This window comes from Alloactinosynnema sp. L-07 (assembly GCF_900070365.1).
GTDB lineage: Bacteria > Actinomycetota > Actinomycetes > Mycobacteriales > Pseudonocardiaceae > Actinokineospora.
Map to the genome: position 1 here is coordinate 4,235,390 of NZ_LN850107.1, position 23,403 is coordinate 4,258,792.

Annotated in this window: 39 protein-coding genes and 1 pseudogene; all 40 read left to right on the forward strand. The window is 69.6% G+C overall.

All coding sequences use genetic code 11. The features are described 5' to 3' along the window. Window positions 1-44 precede the first annotated feature (44 nt). A pseudogene (locus tag BN1701_RS37380) lies at window positions 45-221 on the forward strand (response regulator transcription factor); the annotation flags it as partial. Between the two features lie 107 nt (window positions 222-328). Next, window positions 329-877 (forward strand): hypothetical protein, encoded by a 549-nt coding sequence (locus BN1701_RS18830; protein WP_054050644.1) that lies wholly within the window; start codon window positions 329-331, stop codon window positions 875-877. Continuing rightward, on the forward strand, window positions 874-2,202 hold the full coding sequence (locus BN1701_RS38240; protein ID WP_054050646.1) for a DNA translocase FtsK: 1,329 nt from the start codon (window positions 874-876) through the stop codon (window positions 2,200-2,202). The genes BN1701_RS18830 and BN1701_RS38240 overlap by 4 nt, the downstream gene beginning before the upstream one ends. Beyond that, window positions 2,195-2,482: a hypothetical protein gene (locus tag BN1701_RS18840; RefSeq protein WP_054050648.1), complete on the forward strand. Its 288-nt coding sequence runs from the start codon at window positions 2,195-2,197 to the stop codon at window positions 2,480-2,482. The genes BN1701_RS38240 and BN1701_RS18840 overlap by 8 nt, the downstream gene beginning before the upstream one ends. After that, a complete protein-coding gene (locus BN1701_RS18845; RefSeq protein ID WP_054050649.1) occupies window positions 2,479-2,685 on the forward strand; it encodes a hypothetical protein in 207 nt (68 codons plus the stop codon). The genes BN1701_RS18840 and BN1701_RS18845 overlap by 4 nt, the downstream gene beginning before the upstream one ends. Continuing rightward, complete coding sequence (locus BN1701_RS18850) at window positions 2,678-2,926, forward strand: hypothetical protein (RefSeq protein ID WP_054050651.1); 249 nt, start codon at window positions 2,678-2,680, stop codon at window positions 2,924-2,926. Before BN1701_RS18845 ends, BN1701_RS18850 begins: the two co-directional genes overlap by 8 nt. An 11-nt stretch (window positions 2,927-2,937) precedes the next feature. Further along, window positions 2,938-4,332: a hypothetical protein gene (locus BN1701_RS18855; protein ID WP_157368065.1), complete on the forward strand. Its 1,395-nt coding sequence runs from the start codon at window positions 2,938-2,940 to the stop codon at window positions 4,330-4,332. Next, window positions 4,325-4,495, forward strand: coding sequence for a hypothetical protein (locus BN1701_RS35670; RefSeq protein ID WP_157368066.1), 171 nt, complete (start codon window positions 4,325-4,327; stop codon window positions 4,493-4,495). The genes BN1701_RS18855 and BN1701_RS35670 overlap by 8 nt, the downstream gene beginning before the upstream one ends. Further along, window positions 4,488-5,000, forward strand: coding sequence for a hypothetical protein (locus tag BN1701_RS18860; protein ID WP_054050655.1), 513 nt, complete (start codon window positions 4,488-4,490; stop codon window positions 4,998-5,000). Before BN1701_RS35670 ends, BN1701_RS18860 begins: the two co-directional genes overlap by 8 nt. After that, window positions 4,997-5,707, forward strand: coding sequence for a hypothetical protein (locus tag BN1701_RS18865; RefSeq protein ID WP_054050657.1), 711 nt, complete (start codon window positions 4,997-4,999; stop codon window positions 5,705-5,707). The genes BN1701_RS18860 and BN1701_RS18865 overlap by 4 nt, the downstream gene beginning before the upstream one ends. Further along, window positions 5,704-6,696 carry a DUF5131 family protein gene (locus BN1701_RS18870; protein ID WP_054050659.1) on the forward strand — a complete coding sequence of 331 codons (993 nt, stop codon included), beginning with the start codon at window positions 5,704-5,706 and terminating at the stop codon, window positions 6,694-6,696. Before BN1701_RS18865 ends, BN1701_RS18870 begins: the two co-directional genes overlap by 4 nt. Then, complete coding sequence (locus tag BN1701_RS18875) at window positions 6,693-7,214, forward strand: hypothetical protein (protein ID WP_054050661.1); 522 nt, start codon at window positions 6,693-6,695, stop codon at window positions 7,212-7,214. The genes BN1701_RS18870 and BN1701_RS18875 overlap by 4 nt, the downstream gene beginning before the upstream one ends. Continuing rightward, window positions 7,207-7,962: a site-specific DNA-methyltransferase gene (locus BN1701_RS18880; protein ID WP_197672112.1), complete on the forward strand. Its 756-nt coding sequence runs from the start codon at window positions 7,207-7,209 to the stop codon at window positions 7,960-7,962. Before BN1701_RS18875 ends, BN1701_RS18880 begins: the two co-directional genes overlap by 8 nt. Beyond that, entirely contained in the window at window positions 7,955-8,233 is a 279-nt protein-coding gene (locus BN1701_RS18885; protein ID WP_054050663.1) for a hypothetical protein, read from the forward strand. The genes BN1701_RS18880 and BN1701_RS18885 overlap by 8 nt, the downstream gene beginning before the upstream one ends. Before the next feature lies 1 nt (window position 8,234). Further along, a complete protein-coding gene (locus BN1701_RS18890) occupies window positions 8,235-8,789 on the forward strand; it encodes a hypothetical protein (RefSeq protein WP_054050666.1) in 555 nt (184 codons plus the stop codon). Beyond that, entirely contained in the window at window positions 8,783-9,265 is a 483-nt protein-coding gene (locus tag BN1701_RS18895; protein WP_067520784.1) for a WhiB family transcriptional regulator, read from the forward strand. The genes BN1701_RS18890 and BN1701_RS18895 overlap by 7 nt, the downstream gene beginning before the upstream one ends. Beyond that, the gene (locus tag BN1701_RS18900) at window positions 9,259-9,558 is read left to right on the forward strand and encodes a hypothetical protein (protein ID WP_054050668.1); all 300 of its coding nucleotides are present in this window, start codon (window positions 9,259-9,261) and stop codon (window positions 9,556-9,558) included. The genes BN1701_RS18895 and BN1701_RS18900 overlap by 7 nt, the downstream gene beginning before the upstream one ends. Continuing rightward, window positions 9,555-11,192, forward strand: coding sequence for a DNA cytosine methyltransferase (locus BN1701_RS18905; protein WP_054050670.1), 1,638 nt, complete (start codon window positions 9,555-9,557; stop codon window positions 11,190-11,192). Before BN1701_RS18900 ends, BN1701_RS18905 begins: the two co-directional genes overlap by 4 nt. Further along, window positions 11,189-11,455 (forward strand): hypothetical protein, encoded by a 267-nt coding sequence (locus tag BN1701_RS18910; RefSeq protein ID WP_054050672.1) that lies wholly within the window; start codon window positions 11,189-11,191, stop codon window positions 11,453-11,455. The genes BN1701_RS18905 and BN1701_RS18910 overlap by 4 nt, the downstream gene beginning before the upstream one ends. Continuing rightward, on the forward strand, window positions 11,455-12,414 hold the full coding sequence (locus tag BN1701_RS18915) for a hypothetical protein (RefSeq protein ID WP_054050674.1): 960 nt from the start codon (window positions 11,455-11,457) through the stop codon (window positions 12,412-12,414). The genes BN1701_RS18910 and BN1701_RS18915 overlap by 1 nt, the downstream gene beginning before the upstream one ends. Beyond that, window positions 12,411-13,010, forward strand: a complete 600-nt coding sequence (locus BN1701_RS18920; RefSeq protein ID WP_054050676.1) for a hypothetical protein — start codon at window positions 12,411-12,413, stop codon at window positions 13,008-13,010. Before BN1701_RS18915 ends, BN1701_RS18920 begins: the two co-directional genes overlap by 4 nt. Continuing rightward, window positions 13,007-13,300, forward strand: coding sequence for a hypothetical protein (locus tag BN1701_RS18925; RefSeq protein ID WP_054050677.1), 294 nt, complete (start codon window positions 13,007-13,009; stop codon window positions 13,298-13,300). Before BN1701_RS18920 ends, BN1701_RS18925 begins: the two co-directional genes overlap by 4 nt. Next, window positions 13,297-13,998 (forward strand): hypothetical protein, encoded by a 702-nt coding sequence (locus BN1701_RS18930; RefSeq protein WP_054050679.1) that lies wholly within the window; start codon window positions 13,297-13,299, stop codon window positions 13,996-13,998. Before BN1701_RS18925 ends, BN1701_RS18930 begins: the two co-directional genes overlap by 4 nt. Next, window positions 13,995-14,231 (forward strand): hypothetical protein, encoded by a 237-nt coding sequence (locus BN1701_RS18935; protein ID WP_054050682.1) that lies wholly within the window; start codon window positions 13,995-13,997, stop codon window positions 14,229-14,231. Before BN1701_RS18930 ends, BN1701_RS18935 begins: the two co-directional genes overlap by 4 nt. Next, entirely contained in the window at window positions 14,228-14,608 is a 381-nt protein-coding gene (locus tag BN1701_RS36880) for a hypothetical protein (protein WP_067520786.1), read from the forward strand. The genes BN1701_RS18935 and BN1701_RS36880 overlap by 4 nt, the downstream gene beginning before the upstream one ends. Next, entirely contained in the window at window positions 14,601-15,029 is a 429-nt protein-coding gene (locus BN1701_RS18945) for a hypothetical protein (protein WP_054050684.1), read from the forward strand. Before BN1701_RS36880 ends, BN1701_RS18945 begins: the two co-directional genes overlap by 8 nt. Further along, the gene (locus tag BN1701_RS18950) at window positions 15,026-15,532 is read left to right on the forward strand and encodes a RusA family crossover junction endodeoxyribonuclease (RefSeq protein WP_054050686.1); all 507 of its coding nucleotides are present in this window, start codon (window positions 15,026-15,028) and stop codon (window positions 15,530-15,532) included. Before BN1701_RS18945 ends, BN1701_RS18950 begins: the two co-directional genes overlap by 4 nt. Then, window positions 15,529-15,729 carry a hypothetical protein gene (locus BN1701_RS18955; protein WP_054050688.1) on the forward strand — a complete coding sequence of 67 codons (201 nt, stop codon included), beginning with the start codon at window positions 15,529-15,531 and terminating at the stop codon, window positions 15,727-15,729. Before BN1701_RS18950 ends, BN1701_RS18955 begins: the two co-directional genes overlap by 4 nt. A 2-nt stretch (window positions 15,730-15,731) precedes the next feature. Then, window positions 15,732-15,869 (forward strand): hypothetical protein, encoded by a 138-nt coding sequence (locus BN1701_RS35675; protein WP_157368067.1) that lies wholly within the window; start codon window positions 15,732-15,734, stop codon window positions 15,867-15,869. Continuing rightward, window positions 15,866-16,594, forward strand: coding sequence for a DNA polymerase beta superfamily protein (locus tag BN1701_RS18960; RefSeq protein ID WP_054050690.1), 729 nt, complete (start codon window positions 15,866-15,868; stop codon window positions 16,592-16,594). Before BN1701_RS35675 ends, BN1701_RS18960 begins: the two co-directional genes overlap by 4 nt. Then, a complete protein-coding gene (locus tag BN1701_RS18965) occupies window positions 16,588-16,938 on the forward strand; it encodes a hypothetical protein (protein WP_054050692.1) in 351 nt (116 codons plus the stop codon). Before BN1701_RS18960 ends, BN1701_RS18965 begins: the two co-directional genes overlap by 7 nt. Continuing rightward, complete coding sequence (locus BN1701_RS18970; protein ID WP_054050694.1) at window positions 16,935-17,591, forward strand: hypothetical protein; 657 nt, start codon at window positions 16,935-16,937, stop codon at window positions 17,589-17,591. Before BN1701_RS18965 ends, BN1701_RS18970 begins: the two co-directional genes overlap by 4 nt. After that, the gene (locus tag BN1701_RS18975; RefSeq protein ID WP_054050696.1) at window positions 17,588-18,259 is read left to right on the forward strand and encodes a hypothetical protein; all 672 of its coding nucleotides are present in this window, start codon (window positions 17,588-17,590) and stop codon (window positions 18,257-18,259) included. Before BN1701_RS18970 ends, BN1701_RS18975 begins: the two co-directional genes overlap by 4 nt. 9 nt (window positions 18,260-18,268) lie before the next feature. Further along, entirely contained in the window at window positions 18,269-18,475 is a 207-nt protein-coding gene (locus BN1701_RS18980; protein WP_054050698.1) for a hypothetical protein, read from the forward strand. Between the two features lie 43 nt (window positions 18,476-18,518). Beyond that, window positions 18,519-18,722 carry a hypothetical protein gene (locus BN1701_RS18985; RefSeq protein ID WP_054050700.1) on the forward strand — a complete coding sequence of 68 codons (204 nt, stop codon included), beginning with the start codon at window positions 18,519-18,521 and terminating at the stop codon, window positions 18,720-18,722. A 149-nt stretch (window positions 18,723-18,871) separates the two neighbouring features. After that, window positions 18,872-19,204 carry a hypothetical protein gene (locus BN1701_RS18990; RefSeq protein ID WP_157368068.1) on the forward strand — a complete coding sequence of 111 codons (333 nt, stop codon included), beginning with the start codon at window positions 18,872-18,874 and terminating at the stop codon, window positions 19,202-19,204. After that, window positions 19,204-19,530, forward strand: a complete 327-nt coding sequence (locus BN1701_RS18995) for an HNH endonuclease (protein ID WP_054050704.1) — start codon at window positions 19,204-19,206, stop codon at window positions 19,528-19,530. The genes BN1701_RS18990 and BN1701_RS18995 overlap by 1 nt, the downstream gene beginning before the upstream one ends. A gap of 304 nt (window positions 19,531-19,834) precedes the next feature. Beyond that, the gene (locus BN1701_RS19000) at window positions 19,835-20,266 is read left to right on the forward strand and encodes a hypothetical protein (RefSeq protein WP_054055974.1); all 432 of its coding nucleotides are present in this window, start codon (window positions 19,835-19,837) and stop codon (window positions 20,264-20,266) included. Between the two features lie 6 nt (window positions 20,267-20,272). After that, a complete protein-coding gene (locus BN1701_RS19005; protein ID WP_054050706.1) occupies window positions 20,273-21,943 on the forward strand; it encodes a terminase in 1,671 nt (556 codons plus the stop codon). Window positions 21,944-21,960: 17 nt separating this feature from the next. Next, window positions 21,961-23,403 carry a phage portal protein gene (locus BN1701_RS19010; RefSeq protein WP_157368069.1) on the forward strand — a complete coding sequence of 481 codons (1,443 nt, stop codon included), beginning with the start codon at window positions 21,961-21,963 and terminating at the stop codon, window positions 23,401-23,403.

Sequence of the window (23,403 nt, forward strand, 5' to 3'; positions counted from 1 at the left end):
CGCCGCCCGTCCGCGACCGCGACACCGCCAAGTACGGCACCCCGCTCACCGAGCGGGAACTGCAGGTCCTGCAGCTGCTTGCCGGGCACACGAACGGTGACATCGCAGTGATGCTGCACCTGTCCGAGGACACGATCAAGAGCCACTGCCGCCGCCTGTTCGGCAAGCTCGGCGCCAAGGACCGGGCCCACGCGGTGCACTTGGGCTACACGACCGGGCTGTTCATGGTGGCGCCGGATGACCCGCGGCGCGTAGGCGACAGGCACATCGTCGGCTGCCCCGCGCTCACCCCGCCCCCGCGCTGCCAGTGCAAGATCGGCGGTGGCCGGTGAACGGGATCGACCACTACGGCGCCGCGCAGCGGCTTCTGTCCGACGCCAGTTTCGTCGGTGCACACGGCCATCCGGTCACCCGCGACGGCGGGCTGGTGGACAACAACCAGCACCGCGCTTTGATTGCCCGCGCCCAGGTGCACGCCATGCTCGCCCTCGCCGCCGCGACCGCGCTGTCCACCGTGGACAAGTACGTGGGAGACGGGCCTCACATCAACCTGTGGCGGGACGCGGTCGGCCACGACCCTGCCGACGCCACGACCCACTGCCCCTGCAGCGTCGACGGCACCGACTGTGTGCTGCCCGCCGACCACCTCTCCAGCCACGTCCCGAACCGGCTCGCCGGTCGGACCTGGTCCGGCGACCACGGCGCGAAGCTCGTTGTCGAGGAGCCGTCCTTCGACGACGGCCGCATCGAACTGTGGCTCGCGCACGGCGACATGGAGACCCACTCGGTGCGGATGCTGCCCGCCCACGCCCGCGAGATCGCGGCCGACCTCGCCCACCGCGCCGAAATCATCAACCCGACCGGAGCCGCCCGATGAGCACGATCCGCATCGAGTCCAAGCCGCTGGCCGGGATGCTCACCGACCTGTCACGCACCGCCACCCGCTACGGCGTCCTCTCGACCGACGCGGTCCTGCTGTACTCGGCGCGCGGCCCGATTGGCGACGAGCCCGGCGACCACGGCCTGCTCGTCGGCACCTCCTACGGCACCGGCGGCGTCGGCTACTGCTTCGAGCAGGCCGATGGCGCCATGGACCCCATGCTGTGGCCGATCGCCGACGTCGACGTGGTCCTGAACTTCCTCGGCAAGATCGGCAAGGGGAAGAAGGACCACGCGGTGGTCATCTCCCGGCGCGGCGACGAGATCACCGTCGCGGAGGACCCGAACCTGTTCGGGGACGGCACGTCGGTGCGTTTCACCGCGGGCGCCCTCAACCAGGTGTCGCACAAGGTGTGGCGCGCCCTGGAACCCGACGAGGCTGCTGTGCTCGTCGACGGCCGGGAACTGGCGCCCGGGGTGCGCAGCGACATCCCCGCCGCAGCACTCGCGATCTTCGCGCGGGTCGGCGCGCGCCGCGGGGTCACACCGAAGATCTACCGTTACCACCACCGCAAGCCGTGGCTGGTCGAGATCGGCCCCACCTACCGGGGCCTGATTTCCGCGCACCGCTGGGACACCGCCGACGGCGACGGCGGCAACGCGCCGGACGTGGATCTGTACGTGCCGGACCTTCCGGTGGAGGACGACGAGCGCCCGGACCGGCTGCTGGTCGACGCGGCGTCGCTGGTGATCACGCTGCAGCAGGCACGCCCCGAGTTGCTGCAGAGGCGGCTGCGGGTCGGCGAGGCGCGTGCCCGGCTTCTGCTCGCGCAGCTGGAGCAGCGCGGTGTCGTCGGCGCGCTGATCGGGTCGAGCATGGTCCGCGACGTGCTGATCAGCACCGGTACGCGGGCGGCGATCTTGGACCTGATCGGCGCCGAGCTGGCCGACGCTGGCGATGAGCCGGACGACTTCGTGGTCGACGCCCCGGCGCCAGCTGCGGACGAGGACGGCGAGGTCGACGGCGACGCGGAGCAGGGCGACCTGCTCGCCGACGAGCCCGGCGAGGACGACGAGGATGGATCCCTGTTGGTCAGTGCGGCCGACCTGGTCATCGAGTCGCAGTTCGGGTCGACGTCGATGCTGCAGCGCAACCTACGGGTCGGCTACGCCAAGGCCAGCGTCCTGATGGACCAGCTGGAGTTGCGCGGCGTCGTCGGCCCGACCGACGGCACGCGGGCCCGCCAGGTGCTGGTTACGTTGGACGACAAGGCGAAGGTCCTCGCCCAGCTGTCCGGTCAGGACGGTGACGACGATGACTAGCCTGCCCGCGCTCGCGGAGATCGCGCGCCTGCAGCAGACCTGGCGGAGCCTGAAGCCGCCCGCCCGGGCCGCACTGCTGAAGCTGAAGACCGACGCCGCCACCCCGGTCCACCACTCGACGCGCGCCGCCCTGCGTCGCCGTGGCCTGCTCGACGAGCACGGCCATGTCACCGCCGCGGGTGCCCTTGTCGTCGTGCACCGGCCCGCCAAACATCTGCCGTCGCACCGCGGTGCCAAGCGCATCGTCGACGTCAACCTGCCCGAGGAGATCCACGCATGAACACGCCCATCTACGACGAGACGGTCGCCGAGTTCGGTGAGCCGCCGACCGGTGCGCCGGTGTGCATCTGCGCGGACGCCCCAGCCGATTGCTCCCTGCACCCGGTGGTGCGGTTCGCGTTCGACGTCGACGACGACGAGGAGCAGGCGCGAGACGAGGCGGACGCGGTCACCGAGGAGCTTGCGGCGGTGGGCCATGCGTGAACAGGACATCGACGACGACGAGCGGGACGACTTCGACGACGACTGGTGTGACGACGATTGCCACCCGGTCAAGGAAGAGCCGGACTGCTTCGCCTGCAACGACGGCGGATGCCGCGAGTGCCAGCCAACCCGGCTCGCCGTGTGGTGGTGGAACACCGTCGGCTGGCGACTGGCCGAACTGCGGATGCGTCGCCGTGCCCGCCGCCTGCCTGGTCCGGTTAACGACGAGCCCCCGTTCTGATGGAGAACACCATGGACACCACCGAGTTGCGGCAGCGCGCCGGGGATCAGCCGCTGCCCGTGCCCAACGACCGCCCATCCGTCCAGTCGCTTGTCCGCGCCGACCTCGACGCACGAGAGAAGCTCGGCGTGAGCCGGTATGGGACCGCGTTGCAGGCGCACAACGGGCGCGACATGCTGCGCGACGCCTACGACGAAGCGATGGACCTCACCACCTACCTGCGCGGGGTGATCGAGGAACGCGACAACCCGGCGGTGTCCACCGAGGACACCGACCTCCGCGAGCAGACCGCCCGCGCCGTGTTCGCGGCCATGCTCAAGCGCGAGGGCGTGCCCGCCGAACCTGCCCGCTACGACCAGGCGAGGGCCAGTCGCGACGACGTGCCACACGCCGACCTGGTTGACGCCGCCGTGTCGGTGGTCCGCCCGCGGTTCGAAGCCAAGGACAAGGACCTGGAGCACGTCGGCGAGAACTTCGCGCGTGCTGCTGGCCGGGCGTCGCGGCTCGCGGCAGAGCGGGACTCGCTGCTGGATCGCCTGATGGAAGCGTGCGCCGAGGTCGAGCGGCTGCGTGGCGACGCGTTGAGCGGAAAGTACGCGCCTGTCCGCCTACCCGATGACCTCGACAACCAGCTTCGCCAGGTGATCGGCCGCGTTTGCCCTGGTCCTTTGTGGCGCGAGATTCGTGACGCGATCGTGCAGTGGTTGATGCTGCTGCCGTGCGTGGTGCCCGCCCCGGTGTCCTCTGCGGAACCCGAACAGGACGACGTCCAGCCGTGCCCCGCGACCACCCACGACGCGACCTGCTGCGACCACTGGCGCAGGCACGACGAGCACCGCGCGCCTACCGCAGGCTGCCCGTGGTGCCCCGACCCGGAGGAAGTCGAGCAGGCGCCGGTCTATGTCTGGCGCAAGGGCGCACCGGAACCCCGCCCGCCCTACCCGATCATGACCACGTCCAGCGGGTCGAGTTGGGCCAGGTACCCCAACATCCCCGGCCAGTCCTACGGGCACTGGATCCGCCGCGATCGGGAAGACAAGGTGCTGCTCTGGTCCGAGCTGGTCGAGCGGGCACTGAGCGAGTCCGCCGTGCCCGTGCAGGCGCAACCCCGCACCATGCCGGAGTGGGTCACCTATGACTTCGGCTTCTGCGCATTCCGAACTACGAGCCTCCGTGACCTCGCCGCCGCGTTGGAGGCTGTCCGTCGAGCGGTGTGTGCCTACGGCGGTGACGGGCGTTGCGACTGCAAGTACGGCGCCAACCCATCGACCGAGCTCCGCGTTGGGACAGAGCGCACCGGTTGCCCGGAGCTGCGTGAGTTGATCCACCGGCTACTTGCTCGTCCTGAGTCGTTGACTGAGGTCGTCGAGCAGGCCCCGGCCGGACAGGACGGCCAGCATGGCTGACAACGACTGGATCTGTCCGAACATCCCGCGATGCGAGCACCCGGCGATGGCTCACGACGTCGCGGACTACGCCGACCCTCGCCCGATGTGCTGCGTCGATGGCTGCCCGTGCGGCAAGCACGCCGCCCCGTCCACCTCACAGCAGGGAGACGACCGTGGCTGAGATCCGGCAGGTCATGCGCGGGCCACGCGGCTCGATCGCGCTCCAGATGCGAGACCCCGACTGGTTCACCGTCGTCTACCAAGCCGACGAGAACGTCAAGTACCACAAGGACTACGAGCGCGCGTACCTGATCGAGCGGGGGTGGGAAGTCCTGCCCGACCCTGCTGCCGACGCTCCCGCTGTGACAAGGAAGGACCTGGCCGCCGCCCTGCGAGCCGCCGGATACGTCGATCCGGACGACGACACCGTTCCACGCTGGCCCAACCGCAACGACTTCCGCGTCTGGGTGCCGGTCACCTCGCTGGCCGAAGCGATCCTCGCCCACTACGACATCCGCCCCAAGACACCGTCCACCACGTGCGCCGCCGACTGCGGACACGTCGGATGCCTGGGCGGCTGCGGAGTCGAGCACCCGCCCACCGTTACCGGCCTGGCCGACATCAACGCCGCCGTCCTCGGTGACCGGCGCGGCGAACTCCACCGACCAGGGGGTGAACGACCGTGACCGCCGCCGTCAACGGCCGCAAACTCGACGCGCTCGCAGTCCTCACCCGCGCCGACAAACGCTGGTGCGACCGCAAAAAGTACGACACCGCAGCCGAACCCGAGTACGTCGCCTTCCTCGCCGCCGCCGTGAAACCCCTCCTCATCGGCGACCACGACCATGTTCCCACCCCGGCCGCCGACCCCGCGCAGCTGCAGCGGCTCGAAGACCTCGTCGCCGAGCTGCGCAAGCAGGTCGAAGGGTCGATCCGCACCGTCGAACGGCAGAAAGGAGAGCACGCCGCGCTGAAGATGGAGCGCGACCAGATCCGAAACGAGCTCACCGCCGCCCGCAAGACCGCCCCGGACGCGAAGCACCTTGACGCCTTGCGCGAAGAGATCAACCGCCTGCAAGGCCGCCTCTCCGACGCCGAACAACGCGCCACCGAAGCGCGCACCGCGCGGGACAACGCACTCGCCCGCGTCATCCAACTCGACCAGGCCCTCACCGAAGAGCGCGCCGAGACGCCGCACATGCACGCGTGGGTCCTCGACCCCGACAACGGCAACCTCGACGACTGCGACTGCGGGCTCGCGTTCCCGCCCGACACCCTCGCCGCCGAACAAGAAGCCGACGACGAACACCCGCGGACCGCCGACCCTGAGCCGATGGCCGTGCTGTTCGCCCAGTTGCGCCGCGACCTCGCCGGGTGGGGTGCAGCGACATGAGCGACAAGACCCTCATCTCCTGGACCGACGCCACCTGGTCGCCGGTCACCGGCTGCACCCGCATCAGCGACGGCTGCCTCAACTGCTACATCGAACGCACCCCGCCGTTCCGGATGACCGGCCGAAGGTTCGACCTGCCGATCATCGGCGGCACGACAGGGGTCCAGATGCACGAGGACCGGCTCACCGTGCCGCTGCACTGGCGCAAGCCGCGCCGCGTATTCGTCTGCTCCCTCGCAGACCTGTTCCACGAATCCGTGCCGGACGAGTTCATCGCCCGCGTGTGGGCGACGATGGCCTCGGCCGCCGACCATTCGTTCCAAGTGCTTACCAAGCGGCACAGCAGGATGCGTTCGCTCCTTTGCAGCGAACAGTTCCGTGAGGACGTCTGCTACCACTGGGTTAAGCTGCTGACCAAGGGGCCGTCGACCCCGCGTATCCCACCAACCGATCATTGGCCGCTGCCGAACGTCTGGTTGGGTGTCAGCGCCGAATCACAGCGGTGGGCGGACACCCGCATTCCCGCGCTGCTCATGACCCCGGCCGCCGTGCGCTGGATCTCCGCTGAGCCGCTGCTCGGACCCGTGGACCTGACCCGCGTCGCATGGACCAAGGGCGGCGGCACGCACCTCGACGTCGTCCACGGCCGCCACGGCATCCCCCACGTGTGGACCACAGAGGCAGAACGCCTGGACTGGGTTGTCGCGGGCGGTGAGTCCGGCCCCGGCGCGCGGCCGATGCACCCCGACTGGGCGCGGTCCCTCCGCGACCAGTGCGCGTCGGCTGGCGTGCCGTTCCACTTCAAACAGTGGGGCGAGTGGGCGCCGAACGGCATGTGGGGCAAGGGAAACACCGACCCACGCGAGCGCTTCGTCGGCCGCGCCAACCCGGACGGCGAACGCGAGGTCATCCGCCGCGTCGGCAAGAAGACCGCGGGCCGCGAGCTCGATGGCCTGATCCACGACGACTACCCGGCAGGTGCACGATGACCGACTACGACCTGACCCGGTTCGCCGAGGACGGAGTCACCGACGACCCGCTGCCCCTCCAGCTGCGCGTCCCGCTGATCAGCAACCCGTACCCGCGGTGGAACTACCTGACCGCCGTCGTCGTCAACGACCAACCGCCGCTGTGGCTGGGGCTACGGCCGACCGACCACGAACTGAGGATGGTTGGCTCCTTCCACCAGGAGTACATCGAGTACTGGTACAGCGAGACATGGAAGCAGAAGATGCGGGAGCTCCCCTTCGACTGCGACGGCGGCTACAACTCCGTCATCTTCATCAAGAACCCCAACGGAGGCTGGGGATACCGGCGCCGCACCTGGTCGGGCGGCCCCACCTTCGTGCCCGGCCCGAGCGACGAACCGTCGCCGCTCATCGCCGTCATGGACGGCATCCACACCTTCGGGAGCCGCGACCCCCAACCGGGCCCGCGGTGGACCGCGTGGAAGACCGCGCACGCCGACCTGTTCGGCGCAGCGGCCGCGGAGGTGGCCCGTGGCTGAGCCCTACTACAGCGACGACCACGTCCAGCTCTGGCACGGAGACATGCGCGAGATCCTGCCCGCGCTCGACATCACCATCGACGCCTGCCTGACCGACCCGCCCTACGGTGAGACGTCGCTGCCGTGGGACCGGTGGCCCGACGGCTGGCCCGCGCTCGTCGCCGCGCACACCAGCAGCATGTGGTGCTTCGGGTCGATGCGCATGTTCCTCGAACGCAAGGACCAGTTCGCCGCGTGGCACCTGTCCCAGGACGTCGTGTGGGAGAAGCGCAACGGCAGCGGATTCATGGCCGACAGATTCAAACGCGTCCACGAGTTGGTGTTGCACTTCTACAGGGGCCCCTGGTCGACCACACACCACGCCGCGGTCCGCGAGAACTACCACGGGCCGGACAAGCACTCGCAGGCCCGCGACTCCCGCACCCCGCACACCGGCGACATCGGCGCCCACCACTACGAGGACGACGGCACCCGCCTGGTCCGCACGGTGCTGCGCGCACCCAGCGTCCGGGGTGGCCTGCACCCGACGGAGAAGCCCCCGGCCGTCCTGGCCCCGCTGATCGAGTACGCCGTGCCGGCCGGCGGGCTGGTGCTGGACCCGTTCGCGGGTAGTGGCTCCACCCTGCTCACCGCCCGGTCGCTGGGTCGACGGTCGATCGGGGTGGAAGCCGACGAACGCTACTGCGAGGCCGCCGCGACCCGGCTCGCCACACCCGATCTCTTCCACCAGGAGGCGGCCCATGTCTGACCTCACCGCCATGCCCAGGCCCGACGCCGACACCATCCGCGAACTCGTCCGCAACATCGTCGCCGCAGCCACCAAACCCATCCACACCACCGAGATCTCCGAGATGCTGCGCCCCGACGGAATCTACTGGACCGCGATCTACCGCGCCCTGGTCACTCTCGAACGCCGAGGCGTCATCGAGCGCCGCCGCGACCTGATGGAGAGGCGCGGCCGCGCGCAGATCGTGTGGCAGCTCGCCCCCATCGACCTCGACAACCTGCAGGAGGCCTGACATGGCACCCGCGCCACTCCGCGACAGCTTCCTCCGCGCCCTCGTCGCCGCCCTCGAGCAGCGCAACCCCGTCGTGCTGGCCGTCGACACCTGCTGCTGCGCGGGCGCCGTCCACCGGAGCCGCGCCGGATGCACCTGCTGGCTGCCCGTCTACGACGTCGACCAGGTCGACCCCGACCAGGATGCCATCGACCTGCTCGGCGCCGGGATACACCCGAACACCCGGAAGCAGATGTGCGGCGACTGCGCCTACCGCCCCGGCTCCCCCGAACGCGCCGGCCACGACGACTACGCCGGTGACGCCGCCATGCTCGAGGACCTGGCCTCCGGCGGGCAACGCTTCTGGTGCCACCAAGGCATGCGGCGGCCCACAGCGTGGCGGCACCCGTCCGGCGCCACCATCCCCACGGCGGACGGCGACGGCAACTACCAGCCGCCTGCGGTCGACGGCATCCCCTATCGGGCCGACGGCAGCCCGGCCGAGCTGTGCGCCGGGTGGGCCGCCCGCCACCGCGCGCTCAGCGCGTCCACACCGGACGGTGGGCGACCATGCTGACCGACCTGAACGCCAGTAGGGATTGGCGCCACCAGGGAGCCTGCCGCGACCTCGACCCAGAGCTGTGGTCCAACGGCGACGCACAGGCCAAAGCCATCTGCGTGAACCAGTGCCCCGTGCGGGCCGCGTGCCTAGCCTGGGCCACCGACAACGACGAACCCATCGGCATCTGGGGCGGCGAGGAAGCACCATTCGGTGAGCGGCTCCGCTGCGGACACCGCACCAACGAGGCCACCACTGCCGGGCGCGGCTGCCGCGCCTGCAACCGTGCCGACAACCAGCGGGCACGCCAACTCGCCCAAGGCGACGGCCGCGGCCCGTGCATCGACTGCCACCGCCACATGATCACCGAACGCGCATACAACAAACTGCACGGGGAAGCCCGCGCCCAGTCCTGCCGCTACGGCGCCTACGGCCGCTGCATCCGCTGCGCGTCCCGCCACCGCCGCGCCATTCGGGCAGGCGCGTCATGCTGACCCGCGCGACCGGCACCATGCCCGGCAACACGAAGACGTTCAAGATCTGGCTGATCGAGAACCCGGCCACCGGGCACGTCGACAACTTCGTCATCGCCATCGACGACACCATCGGCCTGCAACGCCCTATCGGCGCCGGACACGTCACCGGCCGTGTTCTCCTCGAACTAGGCACCGCACTCGTCGAAGCCGGGCAACACGTCGCCGAACTGGAGCAGGCCGCCGCCGACCGGCGCGAACGCAGCTACGACCTGATGGTCGACGCCGCCGAGCGAGGCGGTGACCACGGATGACGCTCTCCACAACCGACCTGTTCTGCGGTCTCGGCGGCTCATCCACCGGCGCAGAGGCCGTCGCCGGTGTACGCGTGCGCATGGCCAGCAACCACTGGGACCTCGCCATCGAGACCCACAACCGGAACATGCCCCACGTCGACCACGACGTCGCCGACATCGCCGAGGTCGACCCCGCCCGCTACCCGCGCACCGACCTCCTGTGGGCGTCGCCGTCGTGCACATTCTGGTCGCAGGCACGCGGTGAGAAGCGCGACTTCGCCGAGGACCCCACCACCCCCACGCTGTTCGACCTGTCCGACATGGACGACCACGACGACGAACGCCGAGCCCTGCCCGACGAAGCGCGGGAACGATCGCGGGCGCTGATGCACGACGTGCCCCGCTTCGCTGAGCACCACCGGTACAAGGCCGTCATCGTCGAGAACACGCTGCCGCTGCTGTCCTGGTGGTACTTCCCAAAGTGGATCGCCCGCATGCGGGCCCTGGGCTACAACCACAAGGTCCTCACCCTGAACTCCGCGTTCGCCCAGCAGCTCGGCGACCCGGCTCCCCAACTCCGTGATCGCGTCTACGTGGTCTTCTGGCAAGAGCGGTACCCGGCGCCGGACTTCGACCGCTGGACCCGGCCCCAGGCCTGGTGTCCCGGCTGCGAGACGGTCGTCACGGCGATGGTCGCGCCGAAGAACCCGCGCCGACCGCACGGTGCCTACGGCGCGCAATGGGTGCTGCGCTGCCCATCCGCGAGCTGCCGTCACAGCGTCGTCCACCCCTACGTGCTGCCCGCGGCGGCCGCGATCGACTGGCAGGTGCCCGGCCAGCGCATCGGGGACCGCACCCGGCCGCTCGCGCCGAAGACGATGGCGCGCATCGAGGCGGGGATCCGCCGCTACGCCCGCCCCATCACCCTCGAAGCCGCGGGCAACACCTTCGAGCGGCGCCCCGGCGTCCGCGCCTGGCCCGCCGACCACCCGCTACGCACCATCCACACCACCGCGTCCAAGGCCGTCGCCGCCCCGCTGCTCGTCCCCGTCGAAGGCCGCGACGGCAAACACGCCACCCCCGCCGCGCGGCCACACCGCACCCAGACCGGCCGCAACGAGACCGCGCTGCTCGTACCCGCCGGAGGCACCTGGAATGACGACGCCCGGCCCGCGAGCCTGCCGATGCGGACCCGCACTACACGCGAAAACGAGGCGCTCGTACTGCCACCCCTGCTGATGCGCAACAACACCCCGCGCGGCGACGCCGGACAGATGTGCACCCCCGTCACCGAACCCGCCCGCACCTTCACCACCAGCGGCCACCAGTCCCTCGTGTGGAACCCTGACCTGCTGCTGGCCTACGACACCGGCCTAGTCCGCCGCACCCGGGCAGAACCGCTGCCCACCCAGACCACCGTCGAAGGCGACGCCCTCCTGGAATCCGGCATCGACGTCATGGACTGCCTGTTCCGCATGCTCATGCCCGAAGAGATCAAGCTCGGCATGGCGTTCCCCAGCGGGTTCGTGCTGCTCGGCAACAAGACCGAGCGGGTGAAGCTCTGCGGCAACGCCGTCACCCCGCCGGTCGCCCGTGACCTCATCGCCGCCGTAGCCGAAGCCATCACCGGAGACGAGGTGATCGCCGCATGAGCACCGCCACCGCAAACCCCAAGGAAGCCGGACGCTACGAACCCCTGCAGGTCACCGATTTCGATGGCATGCGGCGCGGAGACGAGCGCCTCAACGAGGTCGACGGCACCCACTGCCCCACCTGCTACCGCAACGGCAGCCTCGTCGTCACCCGCGAAACCTGCATCTGGCCCTGCCGACGACACCAAACCCGGCTGCCACGTCTCCACGGCAACCACACGCTCAGCCCCGCGCGGGCCCGACCAGCAAAGGGGACTCGCTGATGCGCGTGCTGCGCGACGAGCGCACATTCATCGCCGTACACGACGGGATCGAGGACCACCCGAAGATCGCGGAGTTGAGCGACGCTGCGTTCCGGCTGCTCGTCACGACGTGGGGCTACTGCTCCAGGTACACCACCGACGGGTTCGTCAAGGACGCCGTATGGCGCAAGCGCGGCACCCCGAAGGCCCGGCGCGAACTCGAAGCGGAGCTGGTCCACAAGCCCGGGCACGACTGTCCGAAGTGTCCACCCGTGCCGCCCGGCTATGTCCGCTTCCACGACTACCTGGAGCACCAGCGCTCCGCCAAGGACATCGAGGAGCGCCAGGAGCAGAAGCGCGAGGCCGGGCGCCGCGGCAACCACCAGCGCTGGCACGTCGACCAGAACATCGTCGAACCCTCCTGCCGCTACTGCACGGGACAGCAAGACGACGGATCGCAGGTGCGATCGCAGCCGCCATCGCAAACGGGATCGCAAACGGATCGCGAAACCATCGCAGAGGAAGAGGTAGAGGAAGAAGAAAAGAAAAAGATCACTACTCCCGTTGGGGGGAAACCTCACCAACCGCGCGCAAGCGCGAAAACCACGGCGGCCGAACTCGACGCCACCGCCCACAGCCCCACCGCGTTCAAGCTGGTCCGCAACTACGCCGACACCTGCGCGCGCCGACCACCCACCAAGGTCCTCACCGCCCTCGCCGTTCAAGTCGACCTGCTGCTCGCCGAGGACTGGCCGCACCCCGACATCGGCCGCGCCCTGGCCGAACTCGGCGCCCGTGGCAAACACGCCAAGCTGCTGCCCGACATCGCCCACGAACTCGCCAACCGCAGCCCCACCAACGGAAACGGCGCACGACCATCCAGCTCGGACAGCGCCGCCGCCGCCGTCCAAGCCCTCAAGACCACCCGCAAACCCGCCGCGACAGCGCCCGCCCAGATCGCCGCCGGAGGTGCCCCATGACCGAGGACGAAGTGATCGACCTGCTCACCCTCGTCGCCGCCGGTGACCGGCGCACCGTCGGCCACGCCGACGTCGAAGTGTGGCTCGGCGTCGCCGAAGACGACGGATGGACCTTCCCCAGGGCCCGCCGCGCACTGCGCGAACACCGCCGCACCAGCACCGACTGGGTCACCCCCGCCCACCTCTGCGCCCACATCACCGCCGCCCGCAAGACCGCCCGCAGCAAGTTCACCGAGGACGTGTGCCCGCCCCAGTACCTCGCCGACGACCCGCGCGCCGAAATCGCGTGGCGCCGACAGCGCGCCGACCGGTGGACCGAACACGCCCTCGACGTGTGGGCCGACACCGGGACCGTGCCCGACGACCTGCCGCAGCGCGCCGAACACGGCGAGACCATGCGGCCCGAACTCGGCGGCGCCGTCGCCCGCCTGGCCCGCCGGTTCGGCATCACCGGCGCGGGCAAACCCCAGCCCGCCGACCCGAACCAGCACGCCGAAGCACGCGCAGAAGCGGCACGCGACCTCAACGACTTCCGCGGCCGCGGCCAACGGCTGCTCGCCGACGCCGACCAGCACGCCGCCGGGAGAACGCCGTGAGCCCGCACCGCGGCCACCTGCGCACCGGTGGCCAGCGCCACGGCCTGTTCGAGTTCGCCCCCGGCGGCGACCTCAACGCCGGTGAGGCCATCGACAACCCGATGACCTACCGGTGCGCGCACTGCGGCGCCGCCCCACAGGAACCGTGCACGCGCGTCGGGTCCGGCACCACGAAGCGCGGCTACCACCCCGACCGCGGCCGCCGCCCCACCAACCAAGACGGCCCGCCGCCCGCCGTGCAGGCCGCCCTCGCCCGACTCGCCAACGACCCACCACAGGAGACCCAGTGACCCTGGCCATCACCACCGCCATCGCCACTCGCATCGGCGGCCGCGACGCCAATGCCGACGCTGCCTTCGCGCACCTCACCGAAGACGGCCGCCTAGGCGCCGCCCTCATCGACGGCATCGGCAGCAGCCCCATCGTCGTCGAGTACGCCACAATCGCCGCGACCGTCGCAGCCCGTGTCGGCTCCCACCGCAGCGCCCTGGCCGGGCTCCTCGCCGCCTCCGACACCTACCCGAACGGGCACGGCGTCCCCAACGCCGTCGGCGCCATCGTCACCGTGGACGACGTGGGCTGGATCGACATCGCCCACGTCGGCGACTGCGCAGTGTGGACCTGGCGCACCGACACCGGCCTGACCCGCTGGACCCTCGACCACACCGTCGGCTCCCAAGCCGCCTACATGGGCCTGGAAACCGGGGCCGTCCTCGACCGGCTCGACGACTACGTCCAGACCACACTCCGCGACGCGACCGTGTCCACCGTCGCGACCGGACTGATCCGCGGCCATGAAACCCCCGACCTGGTGGTCATCACCAGCGACGGCATCCACAAGGTCGTCGCCGCGGACGTGATCGGCGCCGTCCTCGCCACCAAGCCCGACGACCCGCAACTGCTCGCCGACGCGCTCGCCGACGCCGCCGACCCACACGGCGACAACGCCACCGCGCTCGTCGTCGCGATCACGCGGGAGGACCAGTGACCGACCTGACGACGCCCGAGGAGCGCTGCGACCGCACCGAGCTGCTCGTCGACCAGTGCGGCTGCCCCCAACACCGCGGCGACCCCAACGAGCCCGCCTCCGGCGACTTCGACGCCACCCACCGGTTCACCGCCAGCTTCCCCGGCCGATGCGCCCGCTGCGACAACAGCATCGCCGTCGGCGACCAGATCGGCTCCACCCCCAACGGCTACATCTGCCAGGAGTGCACATGACCCGCACCCGCACGTTCGCCATGATCCGCGACGAGGACGTCACCGGCGCCTCTGGCACCGGGCACGTCGCCGACGGCGTCCAGTTCGCCGACGGCACCGTGGTTCTGCGCTGGATTCACGAGCACGCGTCCACAGTCGTCTGGGCCGACATCGACGACGCCATCGCCGTTCACGGCCACGACGGCCGCGCGCGCGTCGTCTGGGACGAGTCCGAGCAGGCCGAGGCCGCCGCCGCCCTCGACGACTTCGCCGCCCTCATCGACCGCGGCCCCACCATGATCAAGCTGCCGCCCAGCGTCTTCTCCGCGATGGCCCGCGAACGCGCCACAGACCTACGCCACTGCGGCTCCACAGTGGCCGAGGTCGACCATGCCTGAACCCAAAGGCGCGATCAACGCCTACCTCTGCCCCAACGGCCACGCCACCTGGACCCGCAACCGCGACGAAGGCACCACACCGGCGTTCATTCCCTGCCCCGCGTTCTGCGGCGCCGACGCGCGATCCGCCTGGTACCGGGTCCCCCAGGACTCCGACGCCCACTGCGCCCACGAGTGGTACCGCCCCACCGACCTCACCACGCTCACACCCGGCGAGCGCGACCACGTCGACCGCGGAGGCCTGCTCCTACGACACCGCATCAACCCATTCCACGCCCGGGTGCCCGACCTTCAGGCACCCGAGCCCTACCAGCGGGCCGTCGTCGAACGCCTCGGCGCCAAAGCGCTCATCCCCAAACACCTCCGGGCCAAACCGCCTAAGGCGAAGCGCAGGCGCAAGGCCAAGAGGAGGCTCACGTGACCCTGCCCCTCGACGGCCTGCCCGCCGAACCACCGCCCGGCCCGCAGGTGCTGCGTGTCTTCGTGCCCGGCAGGCCCGCCCCGCAAGGCTCCAAGCGCGCCATCGTCCACAAGCAGTCCGGCAAGGCCATCACGATGGAGTCCAGCAAGGCCGTCAAGCCGTGGCGCGCCGACGTCCGCCAGGCGCTCGTCGACGACGCCGGGCAACCCGTCGTCCGCATCGCCGGCGCCATCGTCGTCACCCTCGAGTTCGTGCTGCCCCGCCCCAAATACCTGGCGCGCAAGGCAACACCGCCACACACCAAGGCCCCCGACGTCGACAAGCTCGTCCGCTCCACATTCGACGCGATCACCAGCGCCGGTGTCTGGGCCGATGACGCCTGCGCCGTCCGCATCGACGCCAGCAAGCGGTACGCGGAGAACGACGAGGCCACCGGCTGCCACATCCACCTACAGGCCGCGACCAGCGGCCCCATTCACGTAGCCGAGGAGGTTCGCGCATGAGCGACATCCGAACCGACAACGACTTCCTACTCGGCAGCAGCGGCGCGTCGATCGCCCCGATGCTGCCCGTCCGGATCACCACCAAACAGCAGGCGTACCGCACCGCCGCCTGGCTGACCTTCATGGCCCTCATCCTGCCCGACGAGCCGGTCCCGTCGACATACGACGAGATCCACAACGCGATCGGGAACACCTGATCATGACCTGGACCAAGACCACCGCGCTCGTCGCGATCCTCGGCTTCGTAGTCGGCCTCACCGCGGTCGGCGGCGAACGCATCGGCGCCATCGGCCTGGTCATCGGCTTCGTACTCGCCTGCGCGGTGATGCGCGCATGAGCACCTGGACCCCGATCCTGCAGGCCGTCGTCGGCTCCACCGCCTACGGCCTGGCCACACCCGACTCCGACATCGACCGCATCGCCATCGCCGCCGCACCCACCGCCGACTTCCACGGCCTCCACCCGCCCATCGGCAAGGCCGCGAGCAGGGTCACCACCGCGCCGGACATGGCCACCCACGAGGTCGGGAAGTTCGCCGCCCTCGCCCTCGGCTGCAACCCGACCCTCCTCGAAACCCTGTGGCTCGACGAGCACCTCTACGAGATCCGCACCGTCGTCGCCGACCAACTGATCGCCGAACGCGGCCGATTCCTCCACCAGCACGGCGTCAGGAACGCGTTCCTCGGCTACGCCACACAACAACTCCGACGCTTGCAGAACCGCGGCGACGGCACGTTCTCCTCGAACCTGCGCACCCGCAGCCACAAGCACGCCCGCCACCTGTGGCGGCTCGTCCGCCAAGGCCTCGAGCTGTGGCAGACCGGGACCATGACCGTGCGCCTCGACGACGAGCAGCGCCACGAGTGCTTCACCTGGGCTGAGAACGCCGTCGCCAACCCAGAGTCGGCGCAGGACCTGATCACGCTCGCCGAGATCGCCATGGACCGCACCCGCCCCGCCATCCCCGAACGGCCCGACGAACCGTGGGTCGAGCAGTGGCTGCGCGACGTGCGCCTCATCCGGCTCGCCGCGGTCCCAGTCGCACCAGGAGGTCCATGGTGATCGTCCACCCGCTGTTCCACTGGTCCCCCACCGACCGAAGGCCCGCCATCCAACGCCGCGGCCTCCTCATCAGCTCCCGGCCCGTGTGCACCAGCGTCCGCACACCACTCATCTGCCTGTCCCAATCCCCATCCCAAGCGTGGGCGCTCTCCGCCGCGGTATTCGGCGAACGCGGCCAGGAATGGGACTGCTGGCAAGTCGCCCTCGACCCCACCGACGAAGTCGAGGTCCGCCCGTTCTACGGCAACCGCGTCGAAGAGTTCCGGGTCCGCAACAGCATCCCCAAGTCGCGTGTGTGGTTCGTCGGCACCCGCACCGTCCCCACGCGAGGGAGGCGCTCATGACCCACCAGAACGAGGACCCGCCGATGAGCGACAGGGTCACCGCGTTCATCACCGACGCCGGCTACACACTCGAACCCTGGCAGCAGGACATGCTCACCCGGCTGTATCACGGGCGGCCCGCGGCGGCACGCGTCGACATCGCCCTTGAGTCCGAAGCAGGCGACATCGTCGACCTCATCGACGCCGCCATCGGCTGCCAGCACTGCGGCGGCACCCTCGACGGCAGCCCATCCGGCGACTTCTGCTCACCCGACTGCCAACAGGGCTGGCACGCGGCCCGCACCGACCCGCTGGTCGGCTACCGCGAGCCATACGACCTGCCCGTCCACGTCGACAACCTCGTCGAGCGCCACAGCCCCGAATGCACGCCGCGAACCACTGAGATCACCATCCGGATCTCGCCGGACATCTCGGAGTTCCAGCAACGGATGCGCGAACAGCAGCAGGCGGCGGCACAAGCCATCGCCACAATGCAGCGCGCCTGCCAGCGACTAGCACGCCAGGTCAACGAAGTCGAATGCGACCACCGACCCCCCACGCTGTCCGGCCTCGCCGACGCCGCCCCTGAGCCGACGCAACTGCCGCCGATCGACCTCCACCAAGGCCACGGACCGGACCGGCGACCACACCGCAACCGCGGAGGCCGACCATGACCGACACCTTGGCCGCCACCCTCGCCCAGAACACCCGCTGCGCCACCTGCCGCCACCGACCCACACCCGGCTACCGCACCTGCGGCGACTGCGTCGACCGCATCCGCGACGACCTCACCGCCATCCCCACCCTCTACTACAAGATCGCCGCCCTCTACCCCGTGCCCGGCACCAGCAACACCTCCGGCGGTGGCGGCCGCGGCCACCGTTTCGAGTCCAAGTCCCCCGCCAACGACCACGTCATCGCCCTCACCGACCCGCGCACCAGCGGCCAAGGCAGACTCGGCGGACTCCACCACGCCCCCAGCGTCCTCGCCCACTGGGCAGCCCTCGTCCGCGAATACACCACCGGCCAACGCCCCATCGCCGCCACCATCGACGTCCACGCCCTCCAGATCATCGAACGACTCGACTGGATCACCCGCCAAGACTGGGTCGGCGAACTCGCCCTCGAAGTCCACCAAACGCACCAGCAGCTCCGCGACGCCAACGGCGAACGCACCGTCCTCGTCGGCAAGTGCCCCAATCGGATCGACGACCAGGGCACCAAGTGCGCGACCAAGCTCTACGCGCCCCTGCAAGGCGACACCATCCGCTGCACCGTCTGCCACCACCCGTGGCGGCGCACCGAATGGCTCGACCTCGGCCGATCCCAGGGAGTCGTCTAGGTTGGCGCCATGCTGCACGTGACAAAGATCGAAGCAGACCCGGAAACCTGGCACGGCCTCGGAGTCGAGATCGAGGTGTACCGCTACGAGAAACACCCCGAAGGAACCACGGTCGAGATCAAGCGCGGAATGGACGTGGTCCGCTTCACCCCCAACGAGGCTCGTCAGGTCATCGCAGCACTCCAAGCTGCGCTCCTAACAGGACCGGAAAGCTAGAGGTAACCTGAGGTCAGGAACACGACCAGCGGAAGGACGCGCCGTGGTTGTCATCCGCCGAGAAGACGGCACCACCCTCATCGACCGGCACGCCCTCGCTCAACTCACCCGCCGATCAATCCACACCATCCGGCTCCGCTGCACAGTCGTCGAACGGGACCTCGGCGGCCGCGCGCTATACGACGCCGCCGCCAGCATCGCACTGCTCGACCGCATCCCGACGCGCACACGAGTCCGCGCAGCTTGACTCGCTGCCTATATCACCCGCACTATGTCACCGTGCGCTACGTGTGCCAGTAGCCAGAGCGCCAGAAGCCCCGACCCGGACCCCCAGCCGGTCGGGGCTTCCCCATGTCCAGCCTGCGCACCACGCCCCCCGTCCCGCAGGGAGAGACCATGCCCGCCACGCCGATCCCGCTCACCGACATCGCCAAGCAGGGCACCGCCGACCCTGCCGAGGTCAACGGCAACACCGTCGACGGGCACACCATGCCCAACGGCCCCGGCTGCTTCCTCGAGGTCCGCAACGCCAGCGTCGGCACCCCCTACAACGTCGGGATCAAGTTCGCCAACCTCGTCGACGGTCAGACTGTCCCCGACCGCACCGTGTCCATCCCCGCCAGCGGCAGCCGCAAGATCGGCAACCTTCCCGTCGACCTCTACGGCGCCACCCTCGCGATCACCGCCGGCCACGCCGACCTCAAGTTCATGGGGTTCAAGGCCCCGTAATGCCAGGCCAATGGGCAGGCAGCACACGCCGCGACACACTCCCGCCCGACTGGGCCGAGCGCGTCGCCCAAGTCAAAGCCCGCGACCGCGGCCGCTGCCAATGGCCCGAGCACGGCACCACCTGCGGCCAACCCGGGCGCGACGTCGACCACATCCACGGCCGCCACAACCACAGCCTCACCAACCTCCGCCTCCTCTGCGGCTGGCACCACGACCGCAAGTCCTCGGCCGAGGGCAACGCGACCCGCGTGCGCCACACCAACCGGCGGCCACCAGAACCACACCCCGGCCTCCGACCGCCACCCGAAGAGCCACCCCCGTTCTGAGGAACACGCGATGCCCGTCGGCTTCTACGCGCCCATCCACACCGCGCCCACACCACCACGCACCGGCCGACCGGACCGCGGCAATCGCGCGAAGGTCAAGGCCGCACGCCGCGCAGCACGACGGCGCTGAGCCCACCCGCTCGCAGGGTGGGGGTGCACTCCCCCCGGCCCACCCCACGGACACCGGGAAGTTGCTGCGGCAGAGATGTCGTACGGGTCTGGGGACTTTGACCTGCAAGAACGTGCCGAACGCCCGCCATGGGGTTCGACGCATCCGTCCTGTCCCGACACGGGAGTGATCGACATGGCTGGAGTTGGACCCACCCGCAAGGACCCGGACATCAGGGCTCGGCGGAACAAGGACACCGTCCCGACGAAGACAATCCCGTTCGTCCTCGGCGAGCAGCCGAAGCTGCCGACGCTGAAGGGTCTGCGCTGGCCAGCGGTGACGATCCGCTGGTGGAAGATGTGGGCAGAGTCCGGCCAGGCCACCCTCATGACGGACACAGACTGGAGCTTCCTGCTCGACACGGCGTTGATCCACGCGCGGTACTGGCAGGGAGACCTGTCGCTGGCGGGGGAACTGCGGCTGCGCGTGGCTAAGTTCGGCGCAACGCTCGAGGACCGTGCCCGCCTTCGGATCGTGTTCGCCGACGCCGAGCAAGCAGACGGCCAGGACGCTCAGCCGCGGCCAAGCTCCAAGCAGCGCTACGGCGGCTTGCGCCTGGCCGAGTAGGTCTTCGTGCCGTTCAAGCCGGAGTTCCCCGGCGAGCGGCCCACGCTCGGCTGGTTCGTCCTGGACTGGATCGCCGACAACCTGATCGTGCCGGACGGGCCGTCCGATGGCGAGCCACTGACGTTCACCGAGGAGCAAGCCCAGTTCGTCCTCAAGCTCTACGAGGTCGACCGGCTGTTCAACGGCCCGGCGATTGCTGGCCGGTCGCTGCGGAACGGGCGCCTGGTGCGCCGCGCGATGTTGTCCAGGCCCAAGGGCTGGGGCAAGTCGCCGCTCGTCGGTGCGCTCTGTCTGGTCGAGGCGCTCGCCGAGGTTGTGATGGACGGCTGGGACGCGGACGGTCGCCCGGTTGGCCGCACGTGGGAGTCGTTGGGCTTCAAGCCGAAGGTGCAGATCGTCGCGGTCTCCGAGGATCAGACAGCGAACACGTGGGAGCCGACGCTGGACATGGCCCGCCGGGGGCCGGTCCTGGAGAACTACAACATCGACCCGATGGAGACGATGATCGTCGTCCCCCGCGGGCTGATCGAAGCGGTCACCTCGAGCGGGACATCTCGCGAGGGTTTCCGCCCGGTGTTCAGCGTGCTGGACCAGACGGAGTCGATGACAAAGTCGAACGGCGGGCGGCGCCTTGCTGCGACGGTTCGTCGGAACTTGGCCAAGGTGAACGGGTGCTCGGTGGAGACGCCGAACGCTTACGAGCCGGGCGCCGAGTCGGTGGCCGAGAAGAGCTTCGAGGCTTGGCAGGCTCAGCAGGAGAAGAAGCTCGCCATGAACACCGGCGTGCTGGTGGACCACCGCGAGGCGCCACCGGAGACGGACCCCACGGACGAGCGGTCGCTGCGCGCGGGTCTGGCCATTGCGTACGGGGAATCGGCGGACGTGAATGGCGGTTGGGTCAACCTCGACCGCATCGTCGCCGAGTACTGGGATCCGGACACAGAGCCGCAGGACGCGCGCCGCTTCTACCTCAACCAGATCACGCACGCCACGGACTCCTGGCTATCGCAGCCTGAGTGGCGCGCGTGCCTGGATCTGGAGAAGTTCGTTGCCCCGGGCGAGATCATCACGCTCGGCTTCGACGGTTCGCGTAAGCGCAACAAGGGTGTCACCGACGCGACCGGCCTGGTGGGTTGCCGGGTCAGCGATGGGCATCTTTTCGAGCTTGGCGTGTGGGAGCAGCCCGACGGTCCGCTTGGGCGCGACTGGCAGGTGCCGAAGCTCGAGGTGGACTCGCGGGTGCGCGAGGTGTGCAAGAAGTACCGGGTGATCGGGTTCTACGCCGACCCCGCGAAGTGGGAGACGCAACTGGTGGCATGGGAGTCCTTGCTCCATGCGCAGCTGCTGGTGAAGGCGAGCAGGGATCACCCGATCCACTGGTGGATGACGGGTGGTCGGTCGTCGCTGACGGTGCAGGCCACCGAGCAGTTGCATTCGGCGATCGTCGGTGGCGAGTGCACACAGGACGGCGCGTCGGCGTTGACCCGGCACATGCTGAATGCGCGCCGGCGTGTCGGTCGCAGTGGCGTGCAGATCGCGAAGGAGCACCCGGACTCGCCGCGAAAGATCGACCTCGCTGTGGCCGCGATCCTGGCGTGGCGGGCTCGGTTGGATGCGAAGGCGAAGGGCCTGGACGTGGTCGAGGAATCCAAGCCCGTAGGGGCGTACTCGTTCTGACGATTGGGGGTGTGGTCGTGGCGTTGACCGACTGGGACACCCCCGAGACCCCGGCGTGGTGGCTGCTGGAGCTGGGCCGGGCGATGGCCGCCAGGTCGAAGGTCCTGAGCGAGTACCTGGACTACTACGAGGGCAACCACCCGCTGCCGCAGGGGCTGCAGAACGATCAGGCCGCGATCGACGCGTTCAAGGAGTTCCAGCGCAAGGCCCGGACGAACATCTGTGAGTCGGTCGTGCAGGCCACGGTGTCTCGTCAGTTGGCGATCGGCGTGACCGATCGGGACGGTAACGGGGACCGCGAGGCCTGGACGTGGTGGCAGCAGAACCGAATGGACTCACGGCAGAAGAAGCTGTTCCGGCAGGCTGGGTCTTCCGGAATCGGCTACCTGATGGTCGGCCCACACCCGCGGGATGCCCGCCGTCCGCTGATCACTCTGGAGCACCCGGACGAGGTGATCCACAGCATCGACCCGGCCACGGACGAGGTCGACGCGGCACTAAAGGCCCGCGTCGATCACCGCGAGGGCCGGGGTAAGGCGCTGCTGTTCGTCGGCGACAAGCTGTACAGGTTCCGGACGACCGGTTCCCGCGCGGTGAAGAAGCTGTCGTGGACTCACACGGCGTGGGAGCAGGTCGACGACGAGGAGGTCAACCCGCTGGGGAAGCCGCCCGTCGTGCAGTTCGAGCGGGATGCCGATTTGGGCAAGGACCCGAGGCCTGATTTCTGGGCCGCCAAGGACACCCAGGACCGCATCAACATGTCCATCCTGAATCGGATGACAATCGAGCGGTATGCGGCGAACCCGCAGGCGTACGCCACGGGCGCCGAGGTGAAGAAGGACTTCGACCCGATCACAGGCTTGGAGATCCCGCAGAACCCGTTCCGTCGCGGCGCGGACAACGTGTGGATCAACGAGAACCCGGAAGGCAAGTTCGGGCACATCCCGGCCGCGGACATGCTGAACGTGATCAAGGCGCATCAGTTCGACTTCCAGGTCGCGTTCATGCAGACCCGGACACCGGCGTACCTGCTTCCTGGTGGGGACCTGATCAACGTGTCGACCGACACGGTGATGGCGCTGGAGAATGCGCATGTCGCCAAGGTGAATGACCTGAACACCGGCTACGGCGAGGGTATCGAGCGGACCCTGTCGTTGGCCGCCGCTGTGGCCGGGGTGGAGCGGGACTTCACCGAGCACTCGGTTCGGTGGCGTGATCCGCGCCAGCTGAACCCGGCCGTGGTCGCCGACATGGGGACGAAGAAGCGCGCGATGGGCTACCCGCTGACGATGGTCGCCGAGGACATGGGCGAGTCGGTGCAGCGTGTGGAACGACTTCGGGTCGAGGCTGCGGCGGAGGCACTGTTCAACTCCCCCGAGCAGCCGCAGTCCGGCCAGCAGCAGCTGCCGCTGGGCCCGTTGCAGGTGCGGGTGCCCGACGATCTGCAGGGCTTGGTGTAG

Bases quoted from the DNA above. Each gene is read 5' to 3' on its own strand.
- BN1701_RS38240 (WP_054050646.1), top strand. From the start codon at position 874: ATGAGCACGATCCGCATCGAGTCCAAGCCGCTGGCCGGGATGCTCACC.
- BN1701_RS18840 (WP_054050648.1), top strand. From the start codon at position 2,195: ATGACTAGCCTGCCCGCGCTCGCGGAGATCGCGCGCCTGCAGCAGACC.
- BN1701_RS18845 (WP_054050649.1), top strand. From the start codon at position 2,479: ATGAACACGCCCATCTACGACGAGACGGTCGCCGAGTTCGGTGAGCCG.
- BN1701_RS18850 (WP_054050651.1), top strand. From the start codon at position 2,678: ATGCGTGAACAGGACATCGACGACGACGAGCGGGACGACTTCGACGAC.
- BN1701_RS18855 (WP_157368065.1), top strand. From the start codon at position 2,938: ATGGACACCACCGAGTTGCGGCAGCGCGCCGGGGATCAGCCGCTGCCC.
- BN1701_RS35670 (WP_157368066.1), top strand. From the start codon at position 4,325: ATGGCTGACAACGACTGGATCTGTCCGAACATCCCGCGATGCGAGCAC.
- BN1701_RS18870 (WP_054050659.1), top strand. From the start codon at position 5,704: ATGAGCGACAAGACCCTCATCTCCTGGACCGACGCCACCTGGTCGCCG.
- BN1701_RS18875 (WP_054050661.1), top strand. From the start codon at position 6,693: ATGACCGACTACGACCTGACCCGGTTCGCCGAGGACGGAGTCACCGAC.
- BN1701_RS18885 (WP_054050663.1), top strand. From the start codon at position 7,955: ATGTCTGACCTCACCGCCATGCCCAGGCCCGACGCCGACACCATCCGC.
- BN1701_RS18890 (WP_054050666.1), top strand. From the start codon at position 8,235: ATGGCACCCGCGCCACTCCGCGACAGCTTCCTCCGCGCCCTCGTCGCC.
- BN1701_RS18895 (WP_067520784.1), top strand. From the start codon at position 8,783: ATGCTGACCGACCTGAACGCCAGTAGGGATTGGCGCCACCAGGGAGCC.
- BN1701_RS18900 (WP_054050668.1), top strand. From the start codon at position 9,259: ATGCTGACCCGCGCGACCGGCACCATGCCCGGCAACACGAAGACGTTC.
- BN1701_RS18905 (WP_054050670.1), top strand. From the start codon at position 9,555: ATGACGCTCTCCACAACCGACCTGTTCTGCGGTCTCGGCGGCTCATCC.
- BN1701_RS18910 (WP_054050672.1), top strand. From the start codon at position 11,189: ATGAGCACCGCCACCGCAAACCCCAAGGAAGCCGGACGCTACGAACCC.
- BN1701_RS18915 (WP_054050674.1), top strand. From the start codon at position 11,455: ATGCGCGTGCTGCGCGACGAGCGCACATTCATCGCCGTACACGACGGG.
- BN1701_RS18920 (WP_054050676.1), top strand. From the start codon at position 12,411: ATGACCGAGGACGAAGTGATCGACCTGCTCACCCTCGTCGCCGCCGGT.
- BN1701_RS36880 (WP_067520786.1), top strand. From the start codon at position 14,228: ATGACCCGCACCCGCACGTTCGCCATGATCCGCGACGAGGACGTCACC.
- BN1701_RS18945 (WP_054050684.1), top strand. From the start codon at position 14,601: ATGCCTGAACCCAAAGGCGCGATCAACGCCTACCTCTGCCCCAACGGC.
- BN1701_RS18955 (WP_054050688.1), top strand. From the start codon at position 15,529: ATGAGCGACATCCGAACCGACAACGACTTCCTACTCGGCAGCAGCGGC.
- BN1701_RS35675 (WP_157368067.1), top strand. From the start codon at position 15,732: ATGACCTGGACCAAGACCACCGCGCTCGTCGCGATCCTCGGCTTCGTA.
- BN1701_RS18960 (WP_054050690.1), top strand. From the start codon at position 15,866: ATGAGCACCTGGACCCCGATCCTGCAGGCCGTCGTCGGCTCCACCGCC.
- BN1701_RS18965 (WP_054050692.1), top strand. From the start codon at position 16,588: ATGGTGATCGTCCACCCGCTGTTCCACTGGTCCCCCACCGACCGAAGG.
- BN1701_RS18970 (WP_054050694.1), top strand. From the start codon at position 16,935: ATGACCCACCAGAACGAGGACCCGCCGATGAGCGACAGGGTCACCGCG.
- BN1701_RS18975 (WP_054050696.1), top strand. From the start codon at position 17,588: ATGACCGACACCTTGGCCGCCACCCTCGCCCAGAACACCCGCTGCGCC.
- BN1701_RS18980 (WP_054050698.1), top strand. From the start codon at position 18,269: ATGCTGCACGTGACAAAGATCGAAGCAGACCCGGAAACCTGGCACGGC.
- BN1701_RS18990 (WP_157368068.1), top strand. From the start codon at position 18,872: ATGCCCGCCACGCCGATCCCGCTCACCGACATCGCCAAGCAGGGCACC.
- BN1701_RS18995 (WP_054050704.1), top strand. From the start codon at position 19,204: ATGCCAGGCCAATGGGCAGGCAGCACACGCCGCGACACACTCCCGCCC.
- BN1701_RS19000 (WP_054055974.1), top strand. From the start codon at position 19,835: ATGGCTGGAGTTGGACCCACCCGCAAGGACCCGGACATCAGGGCTCGG.